This window comes from Streptomyces sp. NPDC059906, from assembly GCF_042730645.1.
Classification (GTDB): domain Bacteria; phylum Actinomycetota; class Actinomycetes; order Streptomycetales; family Streptomycetaceae; genus Streptomyces; species Streptomyces rubrogriseus.
In genome coordinates this window covers 25,724-49,020 of the sequence record NZ_JBHWKU010000026.1, presented here as the reverse complement: position 1 = coordinate 49,020, position 23,297 = coordinate 25,724, and the positions used below count along the sequence as shown (strand labels likewise).

General features: G+C 74.8%; 21 protein-coding genes and 3 pseudogenes. 13 read left to right on the top strand and 11 right to left on the bottom strand.

The features are described 5' to 3' along the window. Nucleotides 1-12 precede the first annotated feature (12 nt). Entirely contained in the window at nt 13-684 is a 672-nt protein-coding gene (locus ACFV9J_RS30550; RefSeq protein WP_385359419.1) for a GNAT family N-acetyltransferase, read from the bottom strand. 109 nt (nt 685-793) lie between these two features. Here ACFV9J_RS30550 and ACFV9J_RS30545 point away from each other — a divergent pair. The 4 genes and pseudogenes from ACFV9J_RS30545 to ACFV9J_RS30530 all read left to right on the top strand — a co-directional run. Next, nucleotides 794-2,607, top strand: a pseudogene (locus ACFV9J_RS30545) (molybdopterin oxidoreductase family protein); the annotation flags it as partial. Beyond that, nucleotides 2,549-2,944: a hypothetical protein gene (locus tag ACFV9J_RS30540; RefSeq protein ID WP_385359571.1), complete on the top strand. Its 396-nt coding sequence runs from the start codon at nt 2,549-2,551 to the stop codon at nt 2,942-2,944. The pseudogene ACFV9J_RS30545 and the gene ACFV9J_RS30540, both read left to right, overlap by 59 nt. 155 nt (nt 2,945-3,099) lie before the next feature. Further along, entirely contained in the window at nt 3,100-3,633 is a 534-nt protein-coding gene (locus ACFV9J_RS30535) for a DoxX family membrane protein (RefSeq protein WP_385359416.1), read from the top strand. A 97-nt stretch (nt 3,634-3,730) separates the two neighbouring features. Beyond that, nucleotides 3,731-4,294 carry a hemerythrin domain-containing protein gene (locus ACFV9J_RS30530; protein ID WP_385359413.1) on the top strand — a complete coding sequence of 188 codons (564 nt, stop codon included), beginning with the start codon at nt 3,731-3,733 and terminating at the stop codon, nt 4,292-4,294. Nucleotides 4,295-4,394: 100 nt separating this feature from the next. Here the strand turns inward: ACFV9J_RS30530 and ACFV9J_RS30525 are convergent. After that, nucleotides 4,395-4,919: pseudogene (locus ACFV9J_RS30525) on the bottom strand (hypothetical protein); the annotation flags it as partial. A gap of 180 nt (nt 4,920-5,099) precedes the next feature. On the opposite strand from ACFV9J_RS30525, the gene ACFV9J_RS30520 reads away from it, so the two are divergent. Further along, nucleotides 5,100-6,470, top strand: coding sequence for an SLC13 family permease (locus tag ACFV9J_RS30520; RefSeq protein WP_385359411.1), 1,371 nt, complete (start codon nt 5,100-5,102; stop codon nt 6,468-6,470). 36 nt (nt 6,471-6,506) lie between these two features. On the opposite strand, the gene ACFV9J_RS30515 is transcribed toward ACFV9J_RS30520, so the two are convergent. Together ACFV9J_RS30515 and ACFV9J_RS30510 are read right to left on the bottom strand one after the other, a co-directional pair. Beyond that, nucleotides 6,507-7,274 (bottom strand): maleylpyruvate isomerase family mycothiol-dependent enzyme, encoded by a 768-nt coding sequence (locus ACFV9J_RS30515; RefSeq protein WP_385359409.1) that lies wholly within the window; start codon nt 7,272-7,274, stop codon nt 6,507-6,509. An 86-nt stretch (nt 7,275-7,360) separates the two neighbouring features. Beyond that, complete coding sequence (locus tag ACFV9J_RS30510; protein ID WP_385359406.1) at nt 7,361-7,684, bottom strand: hypothetical protein; 324 nt, start codon at nt 7,682-7,684, stop codon at nt 7,361-7,363. A 144-nt stretch (nt 7,685-7,828) separates the two neighbouring features. Between ACFV9J_RS30510 and ACFV9J_RS30505 the strand changes: the two genes are divergently transcribed. From ACFV9J_RS30505 to ACFV9J_RS30495, 3 genes are all read left to right on the top strand, one after another. Beyond that, the gene (locus tag ACFV9J_RS30505) at nt 7,829-8,494 is read left to right on the top strand and encodes a TetR/AcrR family transcriptional regulator (RefSeq protein WP_385359404.1); all 666 of its coding nucleotides are present in this window, start codon (nt 7,829-7,831) and stop codon (nt 8,492-8,494) included. Between the two features lie 10 nt (nt 8,495-8,504). After that, a complete protein-coding gene (locus tag ACFV9J_RS30500; RefSeq protein WP_385359402.1) occupies nt 8,505-9,308 on the top strand; it encodes an SDR family NAD(P)-dependent oxidoreductase in 804 nt (267 codons plus the stop codon). A gap of 91 nt (nt 9,309-9,399) precedes the next feature. Beyond that, nucleotides 9,400-10,440, top strand: coding sequence for an NAD(P)-dependent alcohol dehydrogenase (locus tag ACFV9J_RS30495; RefSeq protein WP_385359399.1), 1,041 nt, complete (start codon nt 9,400-9,402; stop codon nt 10,438-10,440). 155 nt (nt 10,441-10,595) lie between these two features. On the opposite strand, the gene ACFV9J_RS30490 is transcribed toward ACFV9J_RS30495, so the two are convergent. Further along, nucleotides 10,596-12,122: a helix-turn-helix domain-containing protein gene (locus tag ACFV9J_RS30490; RefSeq protein WP_385359397.1), complete on the bottom strand. Its 1,527-nt coding sequence runs from the start codon at nt 12,120-12,122 to the stop codon at nt 10,596-10,598. Between the two features lie 162 nt (nt 12,123-12,284). Here ACFV9J_RS30490 and ACFV9J_RS30485 point away from each other — a divergent pair, with 162 nt between their 5' ends. From ACFV9J_RS30485 to ACFV9J_RS30475, 3 genes and pseudogenes are all read left to right on the top strand, one after another. Further along, nucleotides 12,285-12,905, top strand: a complete 621-nt coding sequence (locus ACFV9J_RS30485; RefSeq protein ID WP_016328048.1) for an L-threonylcarbamoyladenylate synthase — start codon at nt 12,285-12,287, stop codon at nt 12,903-12,905. Between the two features lie 10 nt (nt 12,906-12,915). Next, a pseudogene (locus ACFV9J_RS30480) lies at nt 12,916-13,100 on the top strand (hypothetical protein); the annotation flags it as partial. Nucleotides 13,101-13,193: 93 nt separating this feature from the next. After that, the gene (locus tag ACFV9J_RS30475) at nt 13,194-14,696 is read left to right on the top strand and encodes a metallophosphoesterase family protein (RefSeq protein ID WP_385359395.1); all 1,503 of its coding nucleotides are present in this window, start codon (nt 13,194-13,196) and stop codon (nt 14,694-14,696) included. A gap of 33 nt (nt 14,697-14,729) precedes the next feature. On the opposite strand, the gene ACFV9J_RS30470 is transcribed toward ACFV9J_RS30475, so the two are convergent. Further along, nucleotides 14,730-15,728 (bottom strand): TauD/TfdA dioxygenase family protein, encoded by a 999-nt coding sequence (locus ACFV9J_RS30470; protein ID WP_385359393.1) that lies wholly within the window; start codon nt 15,726-15,728, stop codon nt 14,730-14,732. A 112-nt stretch (nt 15,729-15,840) separates the two neighbouring features. Between ACFV9J_RS30470 and ACFV9J_RS30465 the strand changes: the two genes are divergently transcribed. Together ACFV9J_RS30465 and ACFV9J_RS30460 are read left to right on the top strand one after the other, a co-directional pair. Next, nucleotides 15,841-16,671, top strand: coding sequence for an aldo/keto reductase (locus tag ACFV9J_RS30465; protein ID WP_385359391.1), 831 nt, complete (start codon nt 15,841-15,843; stop codon nt 16,669-16,671). A 56-nt stretch (nt 16,672-16,727) separates the two neighbouring features. After that, the gene (locus ACFV9J_RS30460; protein ID WP_385359389.1) at nt 16,728-17,369 is read left to right on the top strand and encodes a DNA polymerase ligase N-terminal domain-containing protein; all 642 of its coding nucleotides are present in this window, start codon (nt 16,728-16,730) and stop codon (nt 17,367-17,369) included. Nucleotides 17,370-17,378: 9 nt separating this feature from the next. On the opposite strand, the gene ACFV9J_RS30455 is transcribed toward ACFV9J_RS30460, so the two are convergent. The 5 genes from ACFV9J_RS30455 to ACFV9J_RS30435 form a co-directional block, all read right to left on the bottom strand. Continuing rightward, nucleotides 17,379-19,751, bottom strand: coding sequence for a SpoIIE family protein phosphatase (locus ACFV9J_RS30455; RefSeq protein ID WP_385359387.1), 2,373 nt, complete (start codon nt 19,749-19,751; stop codon nt 17,379-17,381). Nucleotides 19,752-19,812: 61 nt separating this feature from the next. Next, nucleotides 19,813-20,280, bottom strand: coding sequence for a peroxiredoxin (locus ACFV9J_RS30450; protein ID WP_385359385.1), 468 nt, complete (start codon nt 20,278-20,280; stop codon nt 19,813-19,815). Continuing rightward, nucleotides 20,277-20,657, bottom strand: coding sequence for a DoxX family protein (locus tag ACFV9J_RS30445; RefSeq protein ID WP_385359382.1), 381 nt, complete (start codon nt 20,655-20,657; stop codon nt 20,277-20,279). The genes ACFV9J_RS30450 and ACFV9J_RS30445 overlap by 4 nt, the downstream gene beginning before the upstream one ends. Before the next feature lie 436 nt (nt 20,658-21,093). Continuing rightward, entirely contained in the window at nt 21,094-22,149 is a 1,056-nt protein-coding gene (locus ACFV9J_RS30440; protein ID WP_385359380.1) for a FecCD family ABC transporter permease, read from the bottom strand. Then, entirely contained in the window at nt 22,146-23,216 is a 1,071-nt protein-coding gene (locus ACFV9J_RS30435) for a FecCD family ABC transporter permease (RefSeq protein ID WP_385359377.1), read from the bottom strand. Before ACFV9J_RS30435 ends, ACFV9J_RS30440 begins: the two co-directional genes overlap by 4 nt. Between the last annotated feature and the right edge of the window lie 81 nt (nt 23,217-23,297).

Below are 23,297 nucleotides of genomic sequence, written 5' to 3'. Positions count from 1 at the left end.
CCCGTCCGGCCGTCAGGTCCGTTCCGTGACCTGTGTGTTCTCGGTGTCCTGCGTATCCTGCGTCGTACGGCCCAGGCAGGTGACGTCCGCGGGGTCGAGGCCCGCCGCGGCGATCTCGTGGAAGCCGAGGCGGTCGTAGAAGGCCCTCGCCTGGGTGTTGGCCGTCGCCATGACCAGGTGGACGGCGGGGACGCCGCGTTCGCGCAGGGCCCGCCACAACGTCCGCATCAGGGTGCGGCCGTGGCCCTGCCCCTGCCAGTCGGGCAGCAGGTCGATGTGCAGATGGGCGGGGTAGGCCGCCAGTTCCGGAACGACCATGCGCTCCGGGTCGTGCAGCAGTGCGGCCATGACCTCGTCCGGGGTCCGGGTGCCGGGCGGTCGCTGCGGGGCCGGATACCGGTCGGCGACCCTCGGCAGCCACTTCGCCCGGAACTCGGCGGCGAAGCGCGCGGTGTCCGCCGTGCCGAGGATGTAGCCGACCGCGCGGCCCCGCCCGTCGTCCAGCACGAAGACCAGGCCGGGGTCCAGGTGGACGTAGGGCGCGGCGAAGATGGCCGGCAGGACGGCGGGGTCCGCGTACACCGGCCGGCTGTCCCGGCCGTTGTGCGCGGTCCGGATGCAGATGTCGTCGAGGGCCGGGGCGTCGGCGGGGCGGTAGGGGCGTACCGAGGCAGTCGCTGTCACCTCGGCATCCTGCCCTCTTGGGAGCGCTCCCACAAGCGGTTCGCTTCGATCGGCGGCGCCCGGGTACCCGGCGGCCCGCTGTGTGGCGGATGTTGGCGGGAGGCCGGCGATGGCGGATGCGACGGACCGGATCGCGCGGCCGTGGGGCGCACGGGTGCCCTACGGGCGGCACGAGACCTGGCCGGCCCGGGTGGACACGTTCCTCGCCGACGGGGTGGAGCCCGGGGCGGTGCAGCGGTGGGTGCAGTCCGCGTCGATCCTGCACTCGGACGGCGACGCCATGGACATCGCGGTCGCCGACGGCCGCATGGTGGGCGTACGGGGCCGGGACGTGGACCGGGTCAACCGGGGGCGGCTCGGTCCGAAGGACCTGTTCGGCCGGCAGGCCAACGCCTCCCGTGACCGGCTGACCCGTCCGCTGGTGCGGCGCGGCGGGCAACTGGTGGAGACGGACTGGGACACCGCGATGGACCTGGTGGCCGCCCGCTCGCGCGAACTGCTGGACTCATGTGGGCCGGGCTCGATCGGTTTCTACACGAGCGGTCAGCTGTTCCTGGAGGAGTACTACCCGCTCGCGGTCCTGGCCCGGGCCGGCATCGGCACCAACCACCTCGACGGCAACACCCGGCTGTGCACGGCCACGGCCGCGGGGGCGTTGAAGGAGACCTTCGACTGCGACGGGCAGCCCGGCGATTACGACGACTTCGACCACGCCGACGTGGTCGCGCTGTTCGGCCACAACATCGCCGAGACCCAGCCCGTGCAGTGGACGCGGCTCCTCGACCGCCTGGCGGGCGCCGACCCGCCGCGGCTGCTGTGCGTGGACCCGCGCCCCACCCGCGTCGCCGAACACGCCGCCGTGCACCTCGCGCCCCGCGGCGGCACCAACGTCGCGCTGCTCAACGCGGTCAACAACCTGCACCTGATCCGCGGGATGCTGGGCCGCCCCGGCGCCGGCCTGCTCCAGATGAACGGCCAGCCCACCGCCCAGAACACCCGCGAGTGCGGGGCCAACGGCGACCTGCCGGGCTTTCGCAACTGGCAGAACGACGCCCACGTGGCCGACCTGGCCCGGGTGTGGAACGTCGAGCCGGAGACCATCCCGCACTTCGCGCCGCCGACCCACGCGATGCAGATCTTCCGGTACGCCGAGCAGGGCTCGCTGCGGATGCTGTGGATCAGCGGAACCAACCCCGCCGTCTCGATGCCCGCACTGCCGCGCATCCGCTCGATCCTGTCGCGGGAGCGGCTGTTCACGGTCGTACAGGACCTCTACCTGACGGAGACGGCGCGGCTGGCCGACGTGGTACTGCCCGCCGCGACCTGGGGCGAGAAGACCGGCGCGCTCACCAACGCGGACCGAGCTACGGCAAGGATCTGGAGACCGGGGCCTCGCAGGAGGTCGTGGGGTACCCCTCCCTCAACCCCGACGGCAGGGCGATGCTCAAGGCCGCCGCCTATCTGCCGCCGCACGAGGAGCCGGACGAGGAGTACCCGTTCCAGCTGACGACGGGGCGGACGCTCTACCACTTCCGCACCCGGACGAAGACGGGGCGCGCGCCCCAGCTCAACGACGCCGCCCCCGACGTGTGGGTGGAGGTCTGCGCCGGGGACGCGGAGCGGCTCGGCCTCGGCGAGGGCGACCTGGTCGAGGTCACCAGCAGGCGCGGCGCCCTGCGCGGGCGGCTGCGGGTGACCGCCATCCGGACAGGGCTGCTGTTCGTGCCGTTCCACTACGGCTACTGGGACACCGCGGGCGGGTCGGGACCGGGCCCGGGCACCCCCGGGCGGGCCGCGAACGAGACCACCGTCACCGACTGGGACCCGGCCTCCAAGCAGCCGCTGTTCAAAACGGCCGCGCCCGGTGAACGGCATCGACCTGACCCTGCGCACGCCGCACCGCGGCGAACGGCATCTGGCCCACGACCTGGTGACCGCCGCGGAGCGCGGTGTGAAGCTGGGCGAGCCGCCGGACCACTCCGCGGACGGCGTCTTCGCGACCCTGCGCGAGAAGGCGTCCGAGGCGGTCGTGCACCGGCCGGAGCCGGGTCTGCTCCTCCTGCGCGACCTGCGGGAACTGCATGTCCGCGCGGCGGAGAACTCGCTGCACTGGGAGATGCCGGCCCAGGCCGCCCAGGCGTCGAGGGACAGCGCACTGCTGACGCTCGCCTCCTCCTGCCACCCTGGGACGCTGCGCCAGATGCGCTGGACCAACACCATGATCAAAAACCTGGCGCCGCAGATCCTCACCAGCCTCTGAGCTGCGTCTTGCCCGCCGGGTGCGGTGCCCGGCACCGCCGGTGCGCCACCGGACGCCGAATGGCGGCGGCGGGCCGCGGCACCTGATGATCCCAGTGGGGCACCACCCCGCTGGTGTTCCCGTCGGCACCCCCTCCAAGAGAGCGAGACAGCGTCATGAGTCTTCTGCGTCTGGCCGGCCGGCCGATGCTCGCCTCGATGTTCGTCGCGGGCGGCCTGCAGTCGCTGCGCAGGCCCCAGGACGTGGCACCGGCGGCCGAGCCGGTCGTGCGGCCGGTGGCCGACCGCGTGCCGGTGCTGCCCGACAGCACCGAGCAACTCGTACGGCTCAACGGCGCCGTGCACGTGGTGGGCGGGATCATGCTCGGCCTCGGCCGCTGTCCGCGGCTGGCCGCGCTGGCCCTCGCCGTGACGCTGGTCCCCACCACGCTGGCGGCGCACCGGTACTGGGAGGCGGAGGACCCCGCCGACCGCGCCCAGCAGCGCGTCCACTTCCTCAAGAACCTGTCCATGATGGGCGGGCTGCTGATCGCGGCCGACGACACGGGCAGCGCCCCCTCGTTGCTGTGGCGCGGCCGGCACGCCGCCCACGACCTGCGCCACGACGCCCACTTGGTGCACCGTTCCGTGCGCGCCACGGCCGGCCCCGCCGCGCGCGCGGGCGGCGTCCGCGCCAGGCTGGGGGCCTGAACCGGACGTTGACCCACCGCGCACGGGGGAACCCGGCCGACCGAACGTCCGTGGCGGATCGCTCCCGTAACCGCCACGCCCCTTACGGAGGTGGAACATGGGAAACGGAGGAAACGTCATCGACGAGCTGACGACCGATCATCGTGAGGTCGAGGAGCTCTTCGGCAGGATCGAGGCACTGCCGTCCGGTCACAAGGACCGCAAGCTGTACGCCGATCAGGCCACGATCGAGCTGGTCCGGCACTCGGTGGCGGAGGAGGCGTATCTGTACCCGGCCGTCCGGGAGCACGTGCCGGGCGGCGGCGCCCTCGCGGACAAGGAACTCGAGGACCACGCCGGGGCCGAGCGGATCATGAAGGAGCTGGAGGGCCGCGCGGCGGACGACGCCGAGTTCGACCGCTTGATCGGCAAGCTGATGAGCGAGATCCGTGAGCACCTCGCCGACGAGGAGGGCAACCTGTTCCCGCGGCTGCGCCAGGCGTGCCCCGAGGACGCCCTGGACGAGTTGGGCGAGAAGGTCCGTCGGGCGAAGAAGACGGCGCCGACCCGGCCGCACCCGTCGGCCCCGGACAAGCCGCCGATGAACAAGCTCCTCGCCCCCGGCGCGGGCATGGTCGACCGCGTGCGGGACGCGCTGTCGGGGCGGGGCAAGTCCGGCTGACCGGGCGGGCCACCGCCCCCGGTGGCGAACCCGGAGACGGCTGCCTGAGGGCCCGCCCGGCTCCGCGCGGACGTCCGCGCCCGTCGCGAGCCGCGGGTCGGGCGACGAGGGCCCGACCCGGATCCAGCCGGGCCAGGAGCCCGGCGTGGTGCAGGGCGGCGACGGGGGCGACGAGGTCCGGGGGGCGCAGCAGGGCCGCCGCCCGGCGGTCGGCGTCGTCGGGTGCGAGCAGGCGGCGGAACTCCGCCGGTATCCCGGCCGAGGGGCCGTCCTCGGCCGGCGCGGCCACGGCCGGCCCGGCGAGCGCCGGGTCGGTCAGCAGGCAGGCCGCCCAGCCGGCGACGACCTCGTCCACCCAGGTCCGCCAGGCGTGCGCGTCCGGGTCGGCGGGCGTCGCGCCGTCGGCTCCCGTGATCCAGTCGAGCCGGGCCGAGCCTCCGGGGCCCGTCACGCCCAGCAGCGCCACGTCCATCGGGGTCGGATGGCGCAGTCGGGCCGCGACCGTCACGGCCTGCCGGGCCTGCACCTCGCACAGGGCGTCGGCCAGGGCGCCACCGGACGCCGGGTAGGCGCGGGTGAGCCACTGTGCGGTCGCCGCGATGACGGGGGAGAGATCTGTGTGCACTGCCGGGCCGTCCGAACTGCTCGTCGTGGGGAACACGGGGTCCGTGGGCCACACCATGTCGTACGGATCCCTGCCCACCCGGGGGATGCGATCCTGGAGCGCGTTCGCCGATCAGCGGAGTCCCGCCCGGCCCACCGGTGTGGAGGAACAGTCCTGAGTACCACCGTCCTCTCCGAGGCCGTGCCCGTCGTCCTGCTGCTGGGCGTCCTGGCCTTCGCCGTGCTGCGCCCGCGGGGGCTGCCGGAGGCGGTGGCCGCCGTGCCCGCCGCCGTGCTGGTGGTGGCGCTCGGCATGGTCTCCCCGCACCGGGCGTGGGAGCAGACCCGTACGCTGCTGCCGGTCGTCGTCTTCCTCGCGCTCGTCCTGATGCTGGCCTACCTGTGCGCCAAGGAGGGCCTGTTCGAGGCCGTCGGCGCGGCCGTGGCCCGCCGGTGCGGCGGCAGTCCGCGGCAGCTGCTGACCGGGGTCTTCGCGGTGGCCTGCGCGGTCACGGCCGTGCTCAGTCTGGACGCGACCGCCGTACTGCTCACCCCCGTGGTCCTGGCCACCGCCTCGCGGGCCGGTGCGCGGGCCCGCCCGCACGTGTACGCGACCGCGCATCTGGCGAACTCCGCCTCCCTGCTCCTGCCGGTCTCCAATCTGACCAACCTGCTGGCGTTCACGGCCAGTGGGCTCACCTTCACCCGGTTCGCCGCGCTGATGGCGCTGCCCTGGCTGGCCGCGATCGCGGTCGAGTACGCCGTGTTCCGCCGCTTCTTCCGCACGGACCTGGCCGAGCCGGTGTCCGCGGCCCCCGCCCGCGCCGGCTCCGTGTCCGTCGCTCCCGGTCCCTCCGGTCCCCTCACCGGTCCCTCCGGTCCCACCGGTCCCACCGGTCCCGCCCCCGCGAAGGCTCGGGGCGATGCACCCGGTGCCGGGCCGGTTGCGGCGTCCGCGCCGCCCGGGCCCGCCGTGCCCCGTTTCACCGTGGTCGTCGTGGCCCTGACCCTGGCCGGGTTCGCGGTGGCCTCGCCGGCCGGAGTGGACCCCGCCTGGGCCGCGCTGGGCGGCGTGCTGGTGCTCGGGGTACGGGCGCTGGCCCGCCGCCATGTCACGCCCCGCGAGCTGGCGGGCGCCGCCGCGCCGCTGTTCTGCCTGTTCGTACTCGCCCTCGGCATCGTGGTGCAGGGGGTGCTGGCGGGCGCGTCGGCGACCGGGCTGGGGCGGCTGCTGCCGGACGGGGACTCGCTGCCGGCGCTGCTCGGGGTGGCGGCGGTCGCGGCGGTGCTGGCCAACGTCGTCAACAACCTGCCCGCCGTACTCGCCCTGCTCCCGCTGGCCGCGCCCGCCGGTCCGGCCCAGGTCCTCGCCGTGCTGATCGGGGTGAACCTGGGGCCCAATCTGACCTACGTCGGTTCGCTGGCGACCCTGCTGTGGCGGCGCATCCTGCACCGGCACGGCATCGAGGTGGAGCTGGGCCGGTTCACCGCGCTGGGGCTGCTCACGGTGCCGGCCACGGTCGCCGCGTCGACGGTGGCCCTGTGGGGGGCGCTGCGCCTCATCGGGGCCTGACGACGCCCGCGGCACCGCCGTCCGCCGGACATCCGCTCACTGGGTCGCCACGACGATGCAGCGCCGCAGCTCCGCCAGGGCCCCGAGGTCGCCCTCGACGGTCACACCGCGGTCCCCGTCGGCGCCCGCCCGGTTCCACAGCGACCGCAGCACACTCTCCGGGGGGCCGCTCAGCGTCGCGTCGGCCGTGCCGTCGCCCGCGCCGTCCGTGACGGTGAACTCGCCCGGTCCGGTCCGTACCCGCCAGGCGGCGTGGTCGCCGGCCCGCACCAGGAACGTGCGCCCCGGCGAGCCGTCCAGGATCTCGGTGAAGTAGTCGCCCCACTCCGCCACCGAGTACGCGGCGAAGACCTTCAGCAGTTCGTCGACGCCGTCCACGGCGAGGTCGTCGGGTACGGCGGTGACGGGCCGTCCGGTGGCGAGTTCGGCGTCGATGCGGTGGACGACGGCCTCCTGCGCCATCCGCCGGATCCAGAAGCCGACGCTCTGGTCGGGCCCGTACCAGGTGCCGGCCGGGTCCTCGGGGGCGCGGGCGGCGAACTCGGCGCGCAGCGCCGCGTAGCCCCGGTCGAGCAGCTCCGTCGGTGCCTCGTCGGCGAACTCCTCGGGCGGCCAGGGCTCGGGCTCGGCCCCGTCGCGCATGGCGGCGGCCTTGTGCAGGTAGACCTCGCCGACGTGCCGGGTCAGATCGGCGACGGTCCAGCCGGGGCAGGTGGGCACCGGGGCGTCGGGGTCGGTCTCGACGGCGCCCCGCAGCCGGTCGTGGTCGGTCGCGAGGCAGTCGAGGAAGCGGGTGAACTCCATGCCGCCGAGCCAAACACACGGTCAGGCCCGGGGCACGCCGTTTTCCACGTGCCCGGCGTCCCCGCACCCCCGCGCCCGGCCCGCGCTCACCACGCCGGGCTGGGGACCGCGGGGCGCCGGACCGCTTCGGCGGCGTCCCGCAGGTGCAGCGCGACGGTGATCAGGGCGCGCAGCGCGGAGGGCCGCAGGCTCTGGGCGCTCTCGGCGGCCAGCACCAGCAGGCAGCCCGCGGCCTGCTCGACGACCGGGACGGAGAAGGCGAAGTCGTCGCCGCCGGCCCCGCGGAAGGCGCGCCACGGTGTGGCGGCACCGTCGATGGCCTTGTGCACGGCCTGTTCGAGGTGCTGTGCGGCCTGCCGGCACACGGGGGCGGGCAGAACGATGGTGCGATGAAACGCTGAACTGGTCATAGTCCCACTGCTCCCCCGCGCCGGGGCCCTTCGATCGGCACACCGGGCGCTTTTCACCGGGTCGGCGGCAGGGACACCCCGAGTACTCATGTCCCAACGAGTCACATGTCCCATTGGGACATTTTCAGGTGTACGCTCGGAGGCATGACGGCAACGAAGCCCTCCCCCGCCACCGAGGACCGGCGGCAGCGCAAGGCGCGGCGGACCCGCGACGCGCTGGCCACCGCCGCCTGCGACCTGATCCTGGAGCGCGGGCCGGCGGCGACCACGGTGGAGGCGATCGCCGAGCGTGCGGACGTCACGCGCCGCACGTTCAGCCGGCACTTCGCCGGCAAGGAGGACGCGGCGCTCGACTTCGTCCGCCGGGACGGCGACCGGATCAACGCGCTGCTGCGGTCCCGCCCCGCCTCGGAGCCGCCCCTGCTGGCCTATCGCAGGGCCGTACGGGAGTGGCTGGCGGACCGGGAGGACCCGGCCTGGCACGTGCGTCCGCGGATGCGCCGCCTGCTGGCCCTGGCCGACACCGAGCCCGAGCTGTTCGCCGCCTACCAGCGCATCCGGGTCGACGCCCAGGAGGAGTCGATCCGCATCGTCGCCGCCCGGCTCGGCAGCGACGACGCCCGGGACGTGCGCCCGGCCGCCGTCGTCGACGCCGCCGCCGGGGTCCTGATCGCCGCCCTGCGCCTGTGGGCGCGCGGCGGTGAGGGGGACTCGGCACCCGCAGACCTCGCCGCCCTCGTGGAGCAGGCCTACGACGCCCTGACCTCGGAGGCCGCGGCCGCGACCCCCGAAAGCACCACCGAAGAGTGAGAACAGCACCATGAGCACCACCGGAACCACCACCGGAACCACCCCCGCCACCACCGGACACGCCGCCGAGTTCACCGGCCGGACCGCCCTCGTGACCGGCGCCGCCTCCGGCATCGGCCTGGCCACCGCCCGCCGGCTCGGCGCCGGCGGCGCCCGGGTCGTCGTCGCCGACTTCAACGCCGAGGGCGCCGAGAAGGCCGCCGCCGAGCTGAGGGCCGAGGGCGTCGAGGCCGCCGCGGTCGAGCTGGACGTCACCCGCCCGGAGTCCGTCGAGGCGGCCGTCGGGTTCGCCGTCGACACGTTCGGCTCGCTGGACCTCGCCGTCAACAACGCCGGCATCGGCGGCCCCAGCGCCCCGACCGGCGAGTACGACGTGGAGGCCTACCAGCGCGTCGTGCGCACCAACCTCGACGGCGTCTTCTACTCGATGCGCTACGAACTGCCCGCCATCGAGGCGGCCGGCAAGGGCGGCTCGATCGTGAACGTCGCCTCCATCCTCGGCTCGGTCGGCTTCGCCGGCTCCCCCGCCTACGTCGCCGCCAAGCACGGCGTGGTCGGGCTGACGAAGGCGGCCGCCGCCGAGTACGCCGCCCGGGGCATCCGGGTCAACGCGGTCGGTCCGGGCTTCATCGACACCCCGCTGCTGAAGACCATGGACGAGGCCGCCTACAACGGTCTGGTCGCCCTGCACCCGGCCGGCCGCCTCGGGCGTGCCGAGGAGGTCGCGGAGCTGATCGCCTTCCTGCTGTCCGACCGCGCGTCCTTCGTCGCGGGCAGCTATCACCTGGTCGACGGCGCCTACACCGCCGTCTGACCGGCACTCGCCCGCCCGAGGGGGGAAGTCCGCGGGCAGTCCGGGGGAAGCCAGGGGAAGTCAGGGGGGAAGAGAACAAAGGAGTTCGATCATGAAGGCACTGCAGTACCGCACCATCGGTGCCCCGCCCGAGGTCGTCACGGTCCCGGACCCGGAACCGGGCCCCGGCCAGGTGCTGCTGAAGGTGACCGCGGCCGGAGTCTGCCACTCCGACATCGCGGTGATGAGCTGGCCCGCCGAGGGCTTCCCGTACGAGCTGCCGCTCACCCTCGGCCACGAGGGCGTCGGCACCGTGGCCGCGCTCGGCGCCGGGGTGACGGGGCTCGCCGAGGGCGACGCGGTCGCCGTGTACGGGCCCTGGGGCTGCGGCACCTGCGCCAAGTGCGCGGAGGGCAAGGAGAACTACTGCCTGCGCGCCGACGAGCTGGGCATCCGCCCGCCGGGGCTCGGCCGCCCGGGGTCCATGGCCGAGTACCTGCTGATCGACGACCCGCGGCACCTGGTCCCGCTGGACGGGCTCGACCCGGTCGCGGCGGTGCCGCTCACCGACGCCGGACTCACGCCGTACCACGCGATCAAGCGGTCGCTGCCCAAGCTGGTCCCCGGCTCCACCGCGGTGGTCATCGGCACCGGTGGTCTCGGCCACGTCGCCATCCAGCTGCTGCGCGCCCTGACCTCCGCCCGGGTCGTCGCCCTGGACGTCAGCGAGGAGAAGCTGCGCCTCGCCCGTGCGGTGGGCGCGCACGAGGCCGTGCTGTCGGACGCGAAGGCCGCGGACGCGGTGCGCGAGATCACCGGCGGTCTCGGTGCCGAGGCCGTGTTCGACTTCGTCGGCGTGGCGCCCACGGTGAAGACCGCCGGTGCCGTCGCGGCCGTCGAGGGCGATGTCACGCTGGTCGGTATCGGCGGCGGATCGCTGCCCGTCGGCTTCGGCATGCTGCCGTTCGAGGTGTCGGTCAACGCCCCCTACTGGGGCAGCCGCAGCGAGCTGATCGAGGTGCTGAACCTGGCCCGCTCCGGTGCCGTCTCGGTGCACACCGAGACGTACTCCCTGGACGACGCCCCGCTCGCCTACGAGCGGCTGCACGAGGGCAGGGTCAACGGGCGCGCGGTGATCCTGCCCCACGGCTGACCGGGCCGGACCCCACGGCCGCGGCACGATCCGCCGGGGCGGCCGAGGGGGCGCGACCGGTCCCCCGTTCCGGTCGTGCCCCCGTCCCGTCGAACCTACGTGGACGGGTCCGCCGTTGTGAATCGTGCCGGTGCCCGCTGCCGGGCCCGGAGCACTCACTCGTGCACAGGTGAGTCCGGATGACCCGGTTTCGTCCCGTGCAGGAGCGGCTGGCCGAGATCACCGGCCGCCAGGTGGGCCAGCACGACCTCGTACAGGTCGCTGCCCGCGGCGAGCAGCTGGCGTTCGAGGACGGGTTCGGCGCTGCGGACGTGCTCGCGGACGGTCTGCGCGTGCATGCCGAGCTTCTGGGCGGCACGCTCGGCGTTGCCGCCCGCGGCGATCCAGGTGCGCAGGCTGCGCCGCAGGTCCCGGCCGTCCGGGTCGAGGCGGCCGAGCAGGTCGGCGGCCCAGGTGCGCAGCGCGGGCCCGGCCAGCAGGTCGGTGAGCCGGGCGGCGGCCCGTGCGCCGGCGCCCGGCGGGGGTTCGGCGAGGACCACCTGGGCGTTCAGGGCCAGGTGGACGGCGGCCCGGACGGTCAGGTCGGCGAAGTCCGTGCGCAGCAGCGACTCGACCCGGTCCATGCGGGCGCGGACCGTGTTGCGGCTGACGCCGAGGACCTTCGCCGTGTTGACGGCGGTGAACTCCAGTCCCAGCCGGGTGGTGGCGATCAGTTCGGCGCGGGTGTGGTGCGACAGGCCGTCCAGCGGGCTCAGCACGTCCGCCGTCCAGTCGTGCAGGGCCGCCGGGTCCATCAGCCGCTCGGGGCGGGTCCGCTCGGCGTACAGGGCCGCCTTCTCCGGGCGGAACCGGGCCACGGCCAGGGCGCTGACGGCCTGTCCGTAGGCGGCCGCGGTGCGGGCGAGGCCCTGCCGGGCGCTGCCGCCGACGAACACGCCGGGGCGGCGTCCGACGAGCGTGCGCAGTTCCCGCCCGGCCGTGTCGCGCGGGGCGAGCACGATGACGTGTCCGTCGACCGCCGGGCACCGCACGACCAGCGCCCGCTCCCCCGTCGCCGTCAGGCACTCCTCGGCGAGGCGGTCCCGTTCGGCGGGGCTGCTCTCCACGACGTACACGCACGCCGTGTCCGTGTCGAGGAGGCCGGGCCAGAGTCCGGCGGCCACCCGGCGGGCGGAGACGGTGTCCTCCACCATCAGCAGTTGCAGGATGGCCAGGCGCAGGTCGGAGGTGGCCCGCCGCAGCCGGTGTCCGGCCGCGGTCGACTCGTGGCCGGCCAGCAGCAGCTCCAGCACCTGGGCGGCGTGCGTGACGATGTCGAAGACGCGCCGGTCGAAGGGCTCCTCGCGGGCGACCGCGAGGACGGCGGCCGGTGCCGGACGGGACCGCTCCACGCGCACCAGCCGCAGATGGCGGCCCCCGTCCTCCAGTGCGGCGGACGCGATCCGGCCGGAGGTGACGTCGGCGACCAGGACGTCGTCCAGCGTGACCCGGGTGCCGGCCAGCAGCCGGCCGGTGTCGTCCTGCAGCGCGACGGTGGCCCGCGCGATGCCCGCGAGCCACGCCACGACCCGGTTCAGGTCGCGGCCGGCCGGCCGCAGGTGGTCGAGCAGTTCCTGCTCCCATCCCGCGTGCTCACCGGCCCCGGACGCCCGCTGCCGTCCGCCGTCCTCTCGGCCCGCCACGTCGGCCTTCTCCTCGTCTCGTCTCGCCTCGCCTCGCCTCGTCCCCGGCCCAGGTCCGGGACGTTACCTCATGGCTCCGCGCACGGGACCCCTCCCGGCGTCGGCGACGGGGCCGCGCCGGGCCTGTCGGGCGGGGCGGGCGAACGGGCATAAGCTCGGTGAATGGCGAAGTACTTCGACGTGCACCCCGACAACCCCCAGCCGCGCAGCATCGCCCAGGTCGCCGACAGCGTCCGCTCCGGCGCGCTGATCGCGTATCCGACGGACTCCTGCTACGCGCTGGGCTGCCGACTGGGCAGCCGCGACGGGATCGACCGCATCCGGTCGATCCGGCAGCTGGACAACCGGCACCACTTCACCCTCGTCTGCCAGGACTTCGCGCAGCTCGGGCAGTTCGTGCAGATCGACAACGACGTGTTCCGGGCGATCAAGGCCTCGACGCCCGGCAGCTACACCTTCATCCTGCCCGCGACGAGGGAGGTGCCGCGCGCGCTCCAGCACCCGAAGAAGAAGACGGTGGGCGTGCGCATCCCCGACCACGTCGTCACCCAGGCCCTGCTCGCCGAGCTCGGTGAACCGCTGCTGTCCAGCACGCTGTTGCTGCCCGACGAGGAGGAGCCGATGACGCAGGGCTGGGAGATCAAGGACCGGCTCGACCACGTGCTGGACGCAGTCGTCGACTCCGGGGACTGCGGCACCGAGCCCACCACGGTCGTCGACTTCTCCGGCGGCGAGGCGGAGATCGTGCGGCACGGCGCGGGCGACACGACCCGGTTCGAGTAGCGAGACGTCCGCCGGCCGTCCGGAGGCGGCCGACGGTCCGGTCGCGCTCGTCGGCTACTGCACGGGCGCCGGGTTCCACGGCGCCGAACTGGCGGCGCCCGCCACGGCTACACGCAGGCCGGCACCGCTGCCTACGACCCGGAGGCGACCGAGCGGCGCTGGGCGGCCCTGCTCGGCCTCCTGAAGCGGCCGTTCCGACTCCGGACGCCCCGGAACGGCCCGTCCTGGGCGGGAGTTGGCGCGCCTCCCCCGTCCGGCCCCGGGTGCGGGCGTTGTTACCGTGCCCGGGTGTCCAACTCCTCACGCGATTCAGCCGAAGGCGCCGGCTGGGGCTCCGCCAAGCCCGGCGCCTACCGAGCGCTCATGCCGGGGCGCACCGAGAAGCTGTCCTGGCTGAGCCCGAGAACGCTGTGGGCCGCCCGCAACGGCGTGCTGGCCTCCTGGTTCGGGGACCCCACGGGCCGGACCCGCTCCCGCTGGGTGGCGCAGCGGGCGGCGGCCGGGGCACCGGCCGACAAGGTGATCCGCCGGGACGACCCCGACCGGTTCTCCTTCCTGGTCATCGGTGACACGGGCGAGGGCGACGACCCCCAGTACGCCGTCGTGCCAGGGCTGTTGGAGGCCGGCCGGGACACCCGGTTCGCGGTCCTCGCGAGCGACGTGATCTACCCGGTGGGCAGCGCCGACGACTACGGCACGAAGTTCTTCCGCCCCTACCGCGACTACCGGGCACCCATATACGCGATACCGGGCAACCACGACTGGTACGAGGACCTGGGCGGCTTCATGCGGGTCTTCTGCGACGACGCCCCGCCCCTTGCCCCGGAAGCCGCGCCGCGCCGGTTCAGCCGCGCGTGGCTGCGGTCCCTGTTGTGGCACCGGCCGCGTCCGGACGACGGTGCCCGCCTGGCCGAGGCGCGCGAGCTGCGCCCGGCCCCCGCACAGCAGTCCGCCCAGCCGGGACCGTACTGGGCCGTCGACGCCGGTCCGGTCAGGATCGTCGGCATCGACACCGGGCTGCTGGGCACCGTCGACGCCGAGCAGGGTGCCTGGCTGCGCGAGGTGTCGGCGGGAGAGCGGCCGAAGATCCTGGTCACCGGCTCGCCCCTGTACGTGGACGGCGAGCACCACCCGTGCGAGATCGAGGGCGGCGGCACGGTCGACGACATCGTGCGCGATCCGGCCCACCACTACGTCGCGGCGGTCGGCGGCGACATCCACAACTATCAGCGCTACCCGGTCGACGTGGACGGCCGCACCGTGCAGTACGTCGTGGCGGGCGGCGGGGGTGCGTTCATGCACGCCACGCACACCATCCCGCGCGTCTCGGTGGCCGGCGTCACCGAGGACGACTTCCGCTCCTATCCGCTGCGCGGCGACTCGCTGGCCTTCTACAGCGCGCTGTACGGCCGCAGGCTGCGGCTGCGGCGCCTGTTCACCCTCACGGAGGCCGAGGCGACGGCCGTGATCGCCGAACGCCTCGGCATCCGCACCGGCCGCGCGCCGGGGGAGGGCGCCCGGGTCACCCGGCGCACCCGGATCGTGGCCGGGCTGCTCGGCACCGCGCGGCGGCCCGAGCGCCGCAAGCGGTTCCGGCTGCCGGTGCGCAAGATCTACACGTCGGTGTTCTCGCCGGGGTCGGCGACGTACAGCCCGCCCTTCTTCAAGTGCTTCCTGCGCCTGGACGTGACGCCGGAGGCGGTCCGGCTGCGCTGCTACGCCGCCACCGGCAACCGGGCGCAGGAGGAGGACCCGCCGGTCGAGGACGAGGTGACGATCCCCCTCGGGTGAGCGGTGCCGGGCCCTCCTCGCCGGGGCCCCGTCTCACCAGCGGCCCGCCCCGCTGCCGACGACCGGCTCGGACGGGGTGCCGTCGACGCCCACCGGTACGTCGCCGGTGAGCATCACCCGGTGCATGGTCCGGGGGTGGTCGAGGTGGGCGTGGTCGCCGGGGGCGAGGTGGATGGTGGCCCGGTTGTCCCAGAAGGCGACGCTGCCGGGTTCCCAGCGGAAGCGGACCGTGTACTCGGGGCGGGTGGCCTGCTCCAGGAGGAGGTCCAGGATCGCCGCGCTCTCGGGGCGGGAGAGCCCGGCGATCTGCTCGACGTAGTAGCCGTTGACGAACAGCACCCGCTCCCCCGTCTCCGGGTGGACGCGGACCAGCGGGTGCACGGTCGCGGTCTGGTGGTCCAGGAGGTGCCGGACGTAGGCGTCGTCGCCGGGCCGTGGCTGGTAGCCGACGCCGAGGCGGTGTTCGGCGCGCAGGGTGTCGACGAAGGCGCGCAGCGGGGCGGACAGCCCGGCGTAGGCGGCGGCGAGGTTCGCCCAGGTGGTGTCGCCGCCGTAGGGGGGCACCGTCTCGGCGCGCAGGATCGTCGCCGCCGGGGGGTCGACGCGGGCCCCGTGGTCGCAGTGCCAGCCGCGCAGCAGTGTGTGGCGCCGGCGCCGCAGCCATTCGTCGTGCTCCATCCCGAAGCGCCCGCCCAGCTCCAGCCGGTCGGCGGTCGTCTCGACCTCCGGGAAGCCGGCCGGCGAGGCCTTGCCGCGCCGGGGCAGGACGACCGGCTCGCCGAAGAGACGGGCGAACGCGACGTGCCCGGCGTGGTCGAGGCGCTGGTCGCGGAAGAACACCACCTTCCAGCGCAGTACCGCCGACCGCACCGCCGCGACCTGTGCGGCGTCGAGGCCCGCCGCGAGGTCGACGCCGCGGATCTCGGCGCCGATGTGTCCGGCGACCGGTGCCACCTCGATTCCCGTCGTCCCGTCCGCTGCCGTGTCCCTTGCACTTTCCCTCGCGCTGTCCTTCGCGCTCTCCGTCGTCATGCGGAGATCGTGGCAGACCCTCCGCCGCGCCGTCCGGTTGATCACCGGTCGTTGCCTGGGGGAGGCTGGACGGGCGGCACACCGCCGCGCCCAGTCGAGGGAAGGTCCCACGGTGATCAGCATTCCCGCGTACACGCTCAACGACGGCACCAGCCTCCCCGCCCTGGGTCTGGGCACCTGGCCGATGAAGGACGAGGAGGCCGAACGGGCGGTCCGCGCGGCCCTGGAGACGGGGTACCGCCTGATCGACACGGCGACGAACTACCGCAACGAGACCGGCGTCGGCCGCGGGGTCGCCTCCGCCGCTCTCCCCCGCGAGGAGATCGTCGTGACGACCAAGCTGCCCGGCCGGCACCACGGCTACGAGGAGACCCTCGCCTCCTTCGAGGAGTCCCGCGCCCGTCTCGGTCTGGAGTACGTCGACCTGTACCTGATCCACTGGCCGCTGCCGCGCGTGGACAAGTACGTCGACTCCTGGAAGGCCATGGTCAAGCTGCGCGAGGACGGCCTCGTGCGGTCGGTGGGCGTCTCCAACTTCACGGCGGAGCACATCGAGCGGCTGGAGAAGGAGACGGGTGTCCTGCCGTCCGTCAACCAGATCGAGCTGCACCCGCTGTTCCCGCAGGACGAGCTGCGCGCCTTCCACGAGCGCAAGGGCATTCGCACCGAGAGCTGGAGCCCGCTGGGCCGGGGCAGCGATCTGCTGGACGACCCCGCCGTCGCCGCGGTCGCCGCGGCGCACGGTGTGACGCCCGCCCAGGCGGTCCTGCGCTGGCACACCCAGCTGGGCGCGGTGCCGATCCCGAAGTCCGCCGACCCGGCGCGGCAGCGGGCGAACCTGGACGTCTTCGGCTTCGAACTGGACGCCGGGCAGATGCGCGCGGTGGCGGACCGCGTCCACCGGCGGATCGGCGGCGACCCGGAGGTGCACGAGGAGTTCTGAGCGGGGTACCCGGTCCGGGTCGGCGAGGATCGAGGTCTCCCGGGAAGGAGCGGCAGGTGGACGGCGAGGACGACGGGCTGCGGGACTACCACGGCAAACGGGACTTCGGCCGGACCGGGGAGCCCGCGGGTCCGGGGGCGCCCGGCGAGGGCGGGGCCCCGGACGGGGACGGGCCACCGCGTTTCGTCGTGCAGATCCACGACGCGAGCACCCTGCACTTCGACTTCCGCCTGCAGGTGGCCGACGTGCTGAAGTCCTGGTCCGTGCCGAAGGGGCCGTCGGCGGACCCGAGCGACAAGCGGCTCGCGGTGCCGACGGAGGACCATCCGCTGGAGTACGAGGAGTTCGAGGGCGTGATCCCGGCGGGTGAGTACGGGGGCGGCACGGTCATCGTGTGGGACCACGGCACCTACGAGCCGCTGAGCCACGACCGGCGGGGACGGCCCGTCGACTTCGCCGAGTCGCTCGCGCACGGGCACGCCCGGTTCCGGCTGCACGGCGCGAAGCTGCACGGCGAGTACGCGCTGACCCGGTTCCGCGGCGGCCCGGACGGCGGCGCCGGTGCGGACGCGGCATGGCTGCTGGTGAAGACGGCCGGCGGCGGGCGCGGGCACGGCACCCCCGATCCCCGGCGGGCCCGGTCCGCGCGCACCGGCCGGACGCTGGCCCGGGTGGCGGCGGAGGACGGCCAGGGGTAGGCGGGCGGTTCACTCCGGGGGCAGGGGCTGTTCGGCCCAGATGGTCTTGCCGGTGTCCGTCTGGCGGCTGCCCCAGCGCTGGGTGAGCTGGGCGACCAGGAGCAGGCCCCGGCCGCCCTCGTCGAAGGCGTGGGCGCGGCGCAGGTGGGGCGAGGTGGAGCTGGCGTCGGAGACCTCGCAGATGAGGGCGGTGTGGCGGATGAGGCGCAACTGGATGGGCGGCTCGCCGTACCGGATCGCGTTGGTGACCAGTTCGCTGACCACGAGTTCGGTGACGAAGGCCGTGTCGTCCAGCCCCCAGGCCGTCAGCTGTTCGCCGACGGACCGCCTGGTGGCCGCCACTCCGGCGGGGTCGGGAGGGACGTCCCAGGTGCGCACCCGGTCCTCGCCCAGGGCCCGGGTGCGGGCCAGCAGCAGCGCGACGTCGTCGCCGGGTTCCTCGGGCAGCACGGCCTTGAGGACGCCGTCGCACAGCGCGTCGAGGGAGGTCGCGGGCGCGGTCAGCGCCCGGCGCAGTTCCGCCGTGGCGTGGTCGACGTCGCGGTCCCGGTCCTCGACGAGTCCGTCGGTGTAGAGCGCGACGACGGAGCCCTCCGGCAGTTCCAGCTCCGTCGCCTCGAAGGGCAGCCCGCCGACGCCGAGCGGCGGCCCGGCGGTCATGTCGACGAGGCGGGTGGTGCCGTCGGGGAGGAGGAGGGCGGGCGCGGGGTGACCGGCGGCGGCCAGGGCCAGCCGGCGGGAGACGGGGTCGTACACGGCGTACAGGCAGGTGGCGCCCAGTTCGGCGACCTCCGTGTCGCCGCCGTCGTCGGCGCCGCCGGCCGCGAGGTGGGTGACGAGGTCGTCGAGGTGGGTGAGGAGCTCGTCGGGGGGCAGATCGACGTCGGCGAGGGTGCGTACGGCCGTGCACAGGCGGCCCATGGTCGCCGTGGACGGGATGCCGTGGCCCACCACGTCGCCGACGACGAGGCCGACGCGGGTGCCGGAGAGCGGGATGACGTCGTACCAGTCGCCGCCGATGCCCGCCGCGGACGCGGAGGGGAGGTAGCGGTGGGCCACCTCGACCGCGGCCTGACCGGGCAGGTCCCTGGGGAGCAGGCTGTGCTGGATCGCCAGGGCCGTGGAGCGCTCGCGCGCGAAGCGGCGGGCGTTGTCCACGGAGACGGCGGCCCGGGAGACCAGTTCCTCGGCGAGTACGGCGTCCTCGGTGGCGTACGGCTCCCGGGGCGCGGTCCGGGCCGCCAGCGCGACGCCCAGGGTGGTGCCGCGGGCGCGCAGGGGGACGGACAGGGTCGAGCAGACGGCTTCGCGGAACGGGCGGTTGTGCGGGGCCTCGGCCTCGCGGGTCCGCATCCACCGGTCGAAGTCCGGGTCGCCGGGGCCGCTGAGGACGACGCGGCCCTCCCGGACGGCCCGGGCGGGCGGGCTGTCGGACGGGTGGATCTCCTGCCCGCCGAGGTGCACGGCGGGGGTGGGGAAGCCCTCGGTGGCGGAGGCGTGGGCCACCCGGCGCAGTTGGCCGGTCCCGGGCGGCACGGCGAGGGGCTCGTCGGTGCCGAGCACCCAGTCGAGCAGGTCGACGCTGGCGAAGCCGGCGAACCGGGGCACGAGGAGGCCGACCAGTTCCTCGGCGGTGCGGACGACGTCGAGGGTGCTGCCGACCGCCCCGGCCGCGTTCAGCAGGGCCAGCCGCTCCCGGGCCCGGTGCTGTTCGGTGCTCTCCAGCGCCGCCATGGCGACGGCGGTGAGCGTGCCGGAGGCGTCGTGGACCGGCCAGATCTCCACGGTCCAGGCGTGCAGGCAGCTGCCGGCGGGCGCGGGGGCGTAGCTCTCGTACTGGACGGGCCGTCCTCGGTCGGCCGCCACCCGCAGGTGGTGCAGGAAACTCCGGGGGTCGCCCTCGAAATCGGCCAGCGTGTCGGACAGGCTGCGGCCGAGCAGTTCCTCCGCGGGCCTGCCGATCATCCGGCACGCGGTGTCGTTGACGTGCACGAAGCGCAGCTCGGGGTCGAGGACGGACATGGACAGGGAGGCCTGCCGTACGGCGTCGCCGATCAGGGCGGGCGCCGGGCCGCCGGGCGCGTCGGCGGTCGCCAGGTAGCCGACGGGGGCGCCGTCGGCGCCCCGCAGGGGGCGGATCCGCAGCCCGAGGCTCACCGGGTGGCCGTCCCGGTGGCGGACCACGACGGTGCCGGACAGGGCGGTGCCGGCCGGGTCGGTGCGGGACAGGGGGCCGGTGGGTGCGCCCCGCGCGAGCAGGTCCCGCGCGGGGCGTCCTACGACCTCCTCGGCCGCGTGTCCGGTGAGCCGCCGCGCGCCGTCGCTCCAGCCCGTCACCAGTCCGCGGGCGTCGACGGTCATCGCGGCGGAGGAATCCTCCATGCCGTCCAGGATCATCCCAGGACGATGCGGTATCAACCGGGGCGGGGCCCGGGTGGTCCCGTCACGGTCGGTGAGCGCGGAGCGCGGCGAGGGCGCGGTCGGCGTGCGTGTTCATCCTGATCTCGCTGCGGACGACGTCCAGCAGGGTGCGGTCCTGCCCGACGACGAAGGTGACCCGCTTGGTGGGAGCCAGGCTGAAGCCCCGCTTCACCCCGAACCGCTCGCGGACCGCACCGTCGGTGTCGGACAGCAGCGGCATGCCCAGGCTGTGGCGCCCGGCGAACTCCTGCTGGCGTTCGACGGGGTCGCCGCTGACGCCGACGGGCCGGGCGCCGACCGCGGCGAACTCGGCGGCGAGGTCGCGGAAGTGGCAGGCCTCCGCGGTGCAGCCGGTGGTCAGGGCGGCGGGGTAGAAGAAGAGGACGACCGGGCCGTCGGCGAGCAGGTCGGACAGGCGGCGGGGGGTGCCGGTCTCGTCCGGCAGCGTGAAGTCCTCGACGGTGTCGCCCACGGCGGGGAGCGCGCTCATGACCGGCTCCCGCTGCTCCGGGCGACGGCGCGGGCCCACAGCACGAGCGGCACCTGTACGGGCAGCCGTCCGAGGGCGGCGGCCTGCTGCGGGGCGGGGCGGTGCCGCCAGTCCCAGGCCATCTTGACGTTGGCGGGGAACACCCCGACGAAGAAGGCCGCGGCGCTCAGCGCGGCGGCCCTGCGGGTGCGCGGCACGGCGAGTCCGGCGGCCAGCGCGAGTTCGGCGACGCCGCTGGCGTACGTCCAGGCCCGGGGGGTGCCCGGCAGGGAGCGCGGGACGGTGGCGTCGAAGGGGCGGGGCTGGGCGAAATGGGCGACGCCCGCGGTGGCCAGCAGGCCGGCGAGCAGCAGGGGTGAGCGTTCGGACCGTGACACGGTTCCTCCTCATGGGGGGCCTGCCGCGCGATATTACTCGACGGTAAGAACCGGGGGGTGGACGGCTCCCGCCCGAACCGGTCCCGCCCCCGGCGTCGCCCGCCGTCGGGTCACCGACGGCACGCGACGCCGACGTGCGGTGAGCGACGACGCCGTGCGACGCCGCGGTGTGACGCCGACGTGCGACGAGCTTGCGACCGGCCGGCCCGCCGCCCGCCCCTCACAGCCGCGAGCCCCGGCGCTCCCCGCGCAGCAGCCAGGCGAGGACCGAGGGTGAGCGGATCCCGCCCGAACCGGTCCCGCCCCCGGCGCCGCCCGCCGTCCGGTCACCGACTGCACGCGACGCCGACGTGCGGTGAGCGACGACGCCGTGCGACGCCGCGGTGTGACGCCGACGTGCGACGCGCTTGCGACCGGCCGGCCCGCCGCCCGCCCCTCACAGCCGCGAGCCCCGGCGCTCCCCGCGCAGCAGCCAGGCGAGGTAGGCGCCGCCCGCCACTCCGGTCACCACGCCCACCGGCAGCAGGGCGGACCCGGTCAGCCGCTGGGTGGCCAGGTCGGCGGCGGTCACCAGGAAGGCGCCCGTCCACCCGGCGCTGAGCACTCCCGGACCGGCGGCGCGGGTGACCCGGCGGGCCAGCTGCGGGGCGGCCATGGCGACGAACGGGATCGGACCGGCCGCGGCGACGGCCATCGCGGTCAGTCCCGTACCGGCGCTCAGCAGGACGAGACGGCTGCGTTCGGGCGGGACCCCCAGCGCGGCGGCGGTGTCGTCGCCCATCTCCAGCATGGTCAGCCGCCGCCCGTGCACCAGGACCACCGGGACCAGCACCACCAGTCCGAGCGCCGCGACACGGACGTCGGCCCAGTCACGGGCGTTGAGCGAGCCGATCATCCAGCTCGCGGCCTGCGCCGCCTTGCCGATGTCGGCGCGCACGTACAGGAAACTGGTCGCGGAGCCGAGCACGGCGGAGGCACCGATGCCGACGAGGACCAGCCGGTAGCCGTGCACGCCCCGCTTCCAGGCCAGCAGGTAGACGGCGACGGCGGTGGCCAGGCCGCCGCACACCGCGCCGAGCGCCGTCTGTGCCGCGCCGGCGTCGAGGAGGATGATCGCGACGAGGGCGCCCGCCGAGGCGCCGTTGCCGAAGCCGATGATGTCGGGGCTGCCGAGCGGGTTGCGGGTCAGCGACTGGAACACCGCGCCCGCCATCCCCATGCCGAAGCCGACCAGCCCGGCCACCAGGGCCCGCGGCAGCCGCAGGTCGAGCACCACGAACCCGGCGCCCGGCGGGCCGCCGCCGGTCAGGGTGCGCAGCACCTCGGGCGGGGACAGTTCGTACGTCCCGGTGCCGATGGCCAGCACCATGGCGCAGGCCGTCAGCGCGGCGAGCGCGACGCAGACCAGCAGGGCGCGGACGTCGTAGCGCAGCGACCAGCGTCCGGCGTGCAGGAGTCCGGGCCGCACGGTGCCGTCCTTCACGGAGCTCACAGCTGGGCCACCTTCCGACGGCGGACGAGATGGATGAACAGCAGTCCGCCGAGGAAGGCGGTGACCGTGCCCACCTCGATCTCGGAGGGTGGCACCACGATCCGTCCGACCACGTCGGAGACGAGCAGCAGCACCGGCGCGTACAGGGCGCAGTAGGGGAACATCCAGCGCGGGTCGGGGCCGCAGAAGGCGCGGGCGGCGTGCGGGATCATCAGGCCCACGAAGCCGATCGGCCCGCACACGGCGGTGGCGCCGCCGCACAGCAGGGTGATGGCGAGGACGGACAGCACCCGCACGCGCCGCACGCGGGTGCCCAGTGCCAGCGCGTGGTCCTCGCCGAGGGCGAGCGCGCCGAGCGGCCGGGCCAGCGCCAGGGCGAGCAGCGCGCCGGCCGCGAGCAGCGGTGCCACCGTGAGCAGCAGCGAGACGTCGCGCTTGGCGAGGGTGCCGACCGACCAGTACCGCATCTCGTCGAGGGTGCTCAGGTGCCACAGCGACAGGCCGTTGACGTAGCCGAACAGGGCGGCGTTGACGGCGGTTCCGGCCAGCGCGAGCCGCACCGGTGTGGCCCACCGGCCGCCGCCGAGGGCGTTGACGGCGGTGGCGGCGAGGGCGGCTCCGGCCAGCGCGAACCACAGGTAGCCGGTGAACGACGTGATGCCGAGGACGCCGATGGCGGTGACGACGGCCGCGGAGGCGCCCGCGTTCACACCGAGCAGCCCGGGGTCGGCGAGCGGGTTGCGGGTCAGGGTCTGCATGACCGCGCCGCCGAGGCCGAGCGCGATGCCGACGGCGGCGCCGACGAGGGTGCGCGGCAGTCGCAGGTCCCGCACGATCGCGTCGTTCTCCGTGCCGGCGGGCGCGGTGAGCGCCGACCAGACCTGGTCGAGGGGGATCTGCTTGGCACCCACGGCCAGCGAGAGTGCGGCGGCCACCACCAACAGGGCGACACCGAGGAGCAGTCCGGCCGCGCGCAGGGAGCCTCGGGGGCGCGGCCGCTTCGCTCCGTGCGCGGCGTCGGGCGGCACGGGATCGGCCGGATGCGCTGTACATGTTCCAATGGACATGTGCTTAGCTTAGGCTAGCCTTACCTTAGCTGTTGACGATTTCGTCGTCAGTTCCTGACCCCTGCCCTGCCTCCGACCAGC

Bases quoted from the DNA above. Each gene is read 5' to 3' on its own strand.
- ACFV9J_RS30535 (WP_385359416.1), top strand. From the start codon at position 3,100: ATGAGTCTTCTGCGTCTGGCCGGCCGGCCGATGCTCGCCTCGATGTTC.
- ACFV9J_RS30530 (WP_385359413.1), top strand. From the start codon at position 3,731: ATGGGAAACGGAGGAAACGTCATCGACGAGCTGACGACCGATCATCGT.
- ACFV9J_RS30515 (WP_385359409.1), bottom strand. From the start codon at position 7,274: ATGGAGTTCACCCGCTTCCTCGACTGCCTCGCGACCGACCACGACCGG.
- ACFV9J_RS30510 (WP_385359406.1), bottom strand. From the start codon at position 7,684: ATGACCAGTTCAGCGTTTCATCGCACCATCGTTCTGCCCGCCCCCGTG.
- ACFV9J_RS30505 (WP_385359404.1), top strand. From the start codon at position 7,829: ATGACGGCAACGAAGCCCTCCCCCGCCACCGAGGACCGGCGGCAGCGC.
- ACFV9J_RS30500 (WP_385359402.1), top strand. From the start codon at position 8,505: ATGAGCACCACCGGAACCACCACCGGAACCACCCCCGCCACCACCGGA.
- ACFV9J_RS30495 (WP_385359399.1), top strand. From the start codon at position 9,400: ATGAAGGCACTGCAGTACCGCACCATCGGTGCCCCGCCCGAGGTCGTC.
- ACFV9J_RS30485 (WP_016328048.1), top strand. From the start codon at position 12,285: ATGGCGAAGTACTTCGACGTGCACCCCGACAACCCCCAGCCGCGCAGC.
- ACFV9J_RS30470 (WP_385359393.1), bottom strand. From the start codon at position 15,728: ATGACGACGGAGAGCGCGAAGGACAGCGCGAGGGAAAGTGCAAGGGAC.
- ACFV9J_RS30455 (WP_385359387.1), bottom strand. From the start codon at position 19,751: ATGGAGGATTCCTCCGCCGCGATGACCGTCGACGCCCGCGGACTGGTG.
- ACFV9J_RS30450 (WP_385359385.1), bottom strand. From the start codon at position 20,280: ATGAGCGCGCTCCCCGCCGTGGGCGACACCGTCGAGGACTTCACGCTG.
- ACFV9J_RS30435 (WP_385359377.1), bottom strand. From the start codon at position 23,216: ATGTCCATTGGAACATGTACAGCGCATCCGGCCGATCCCGTGCCGCCC.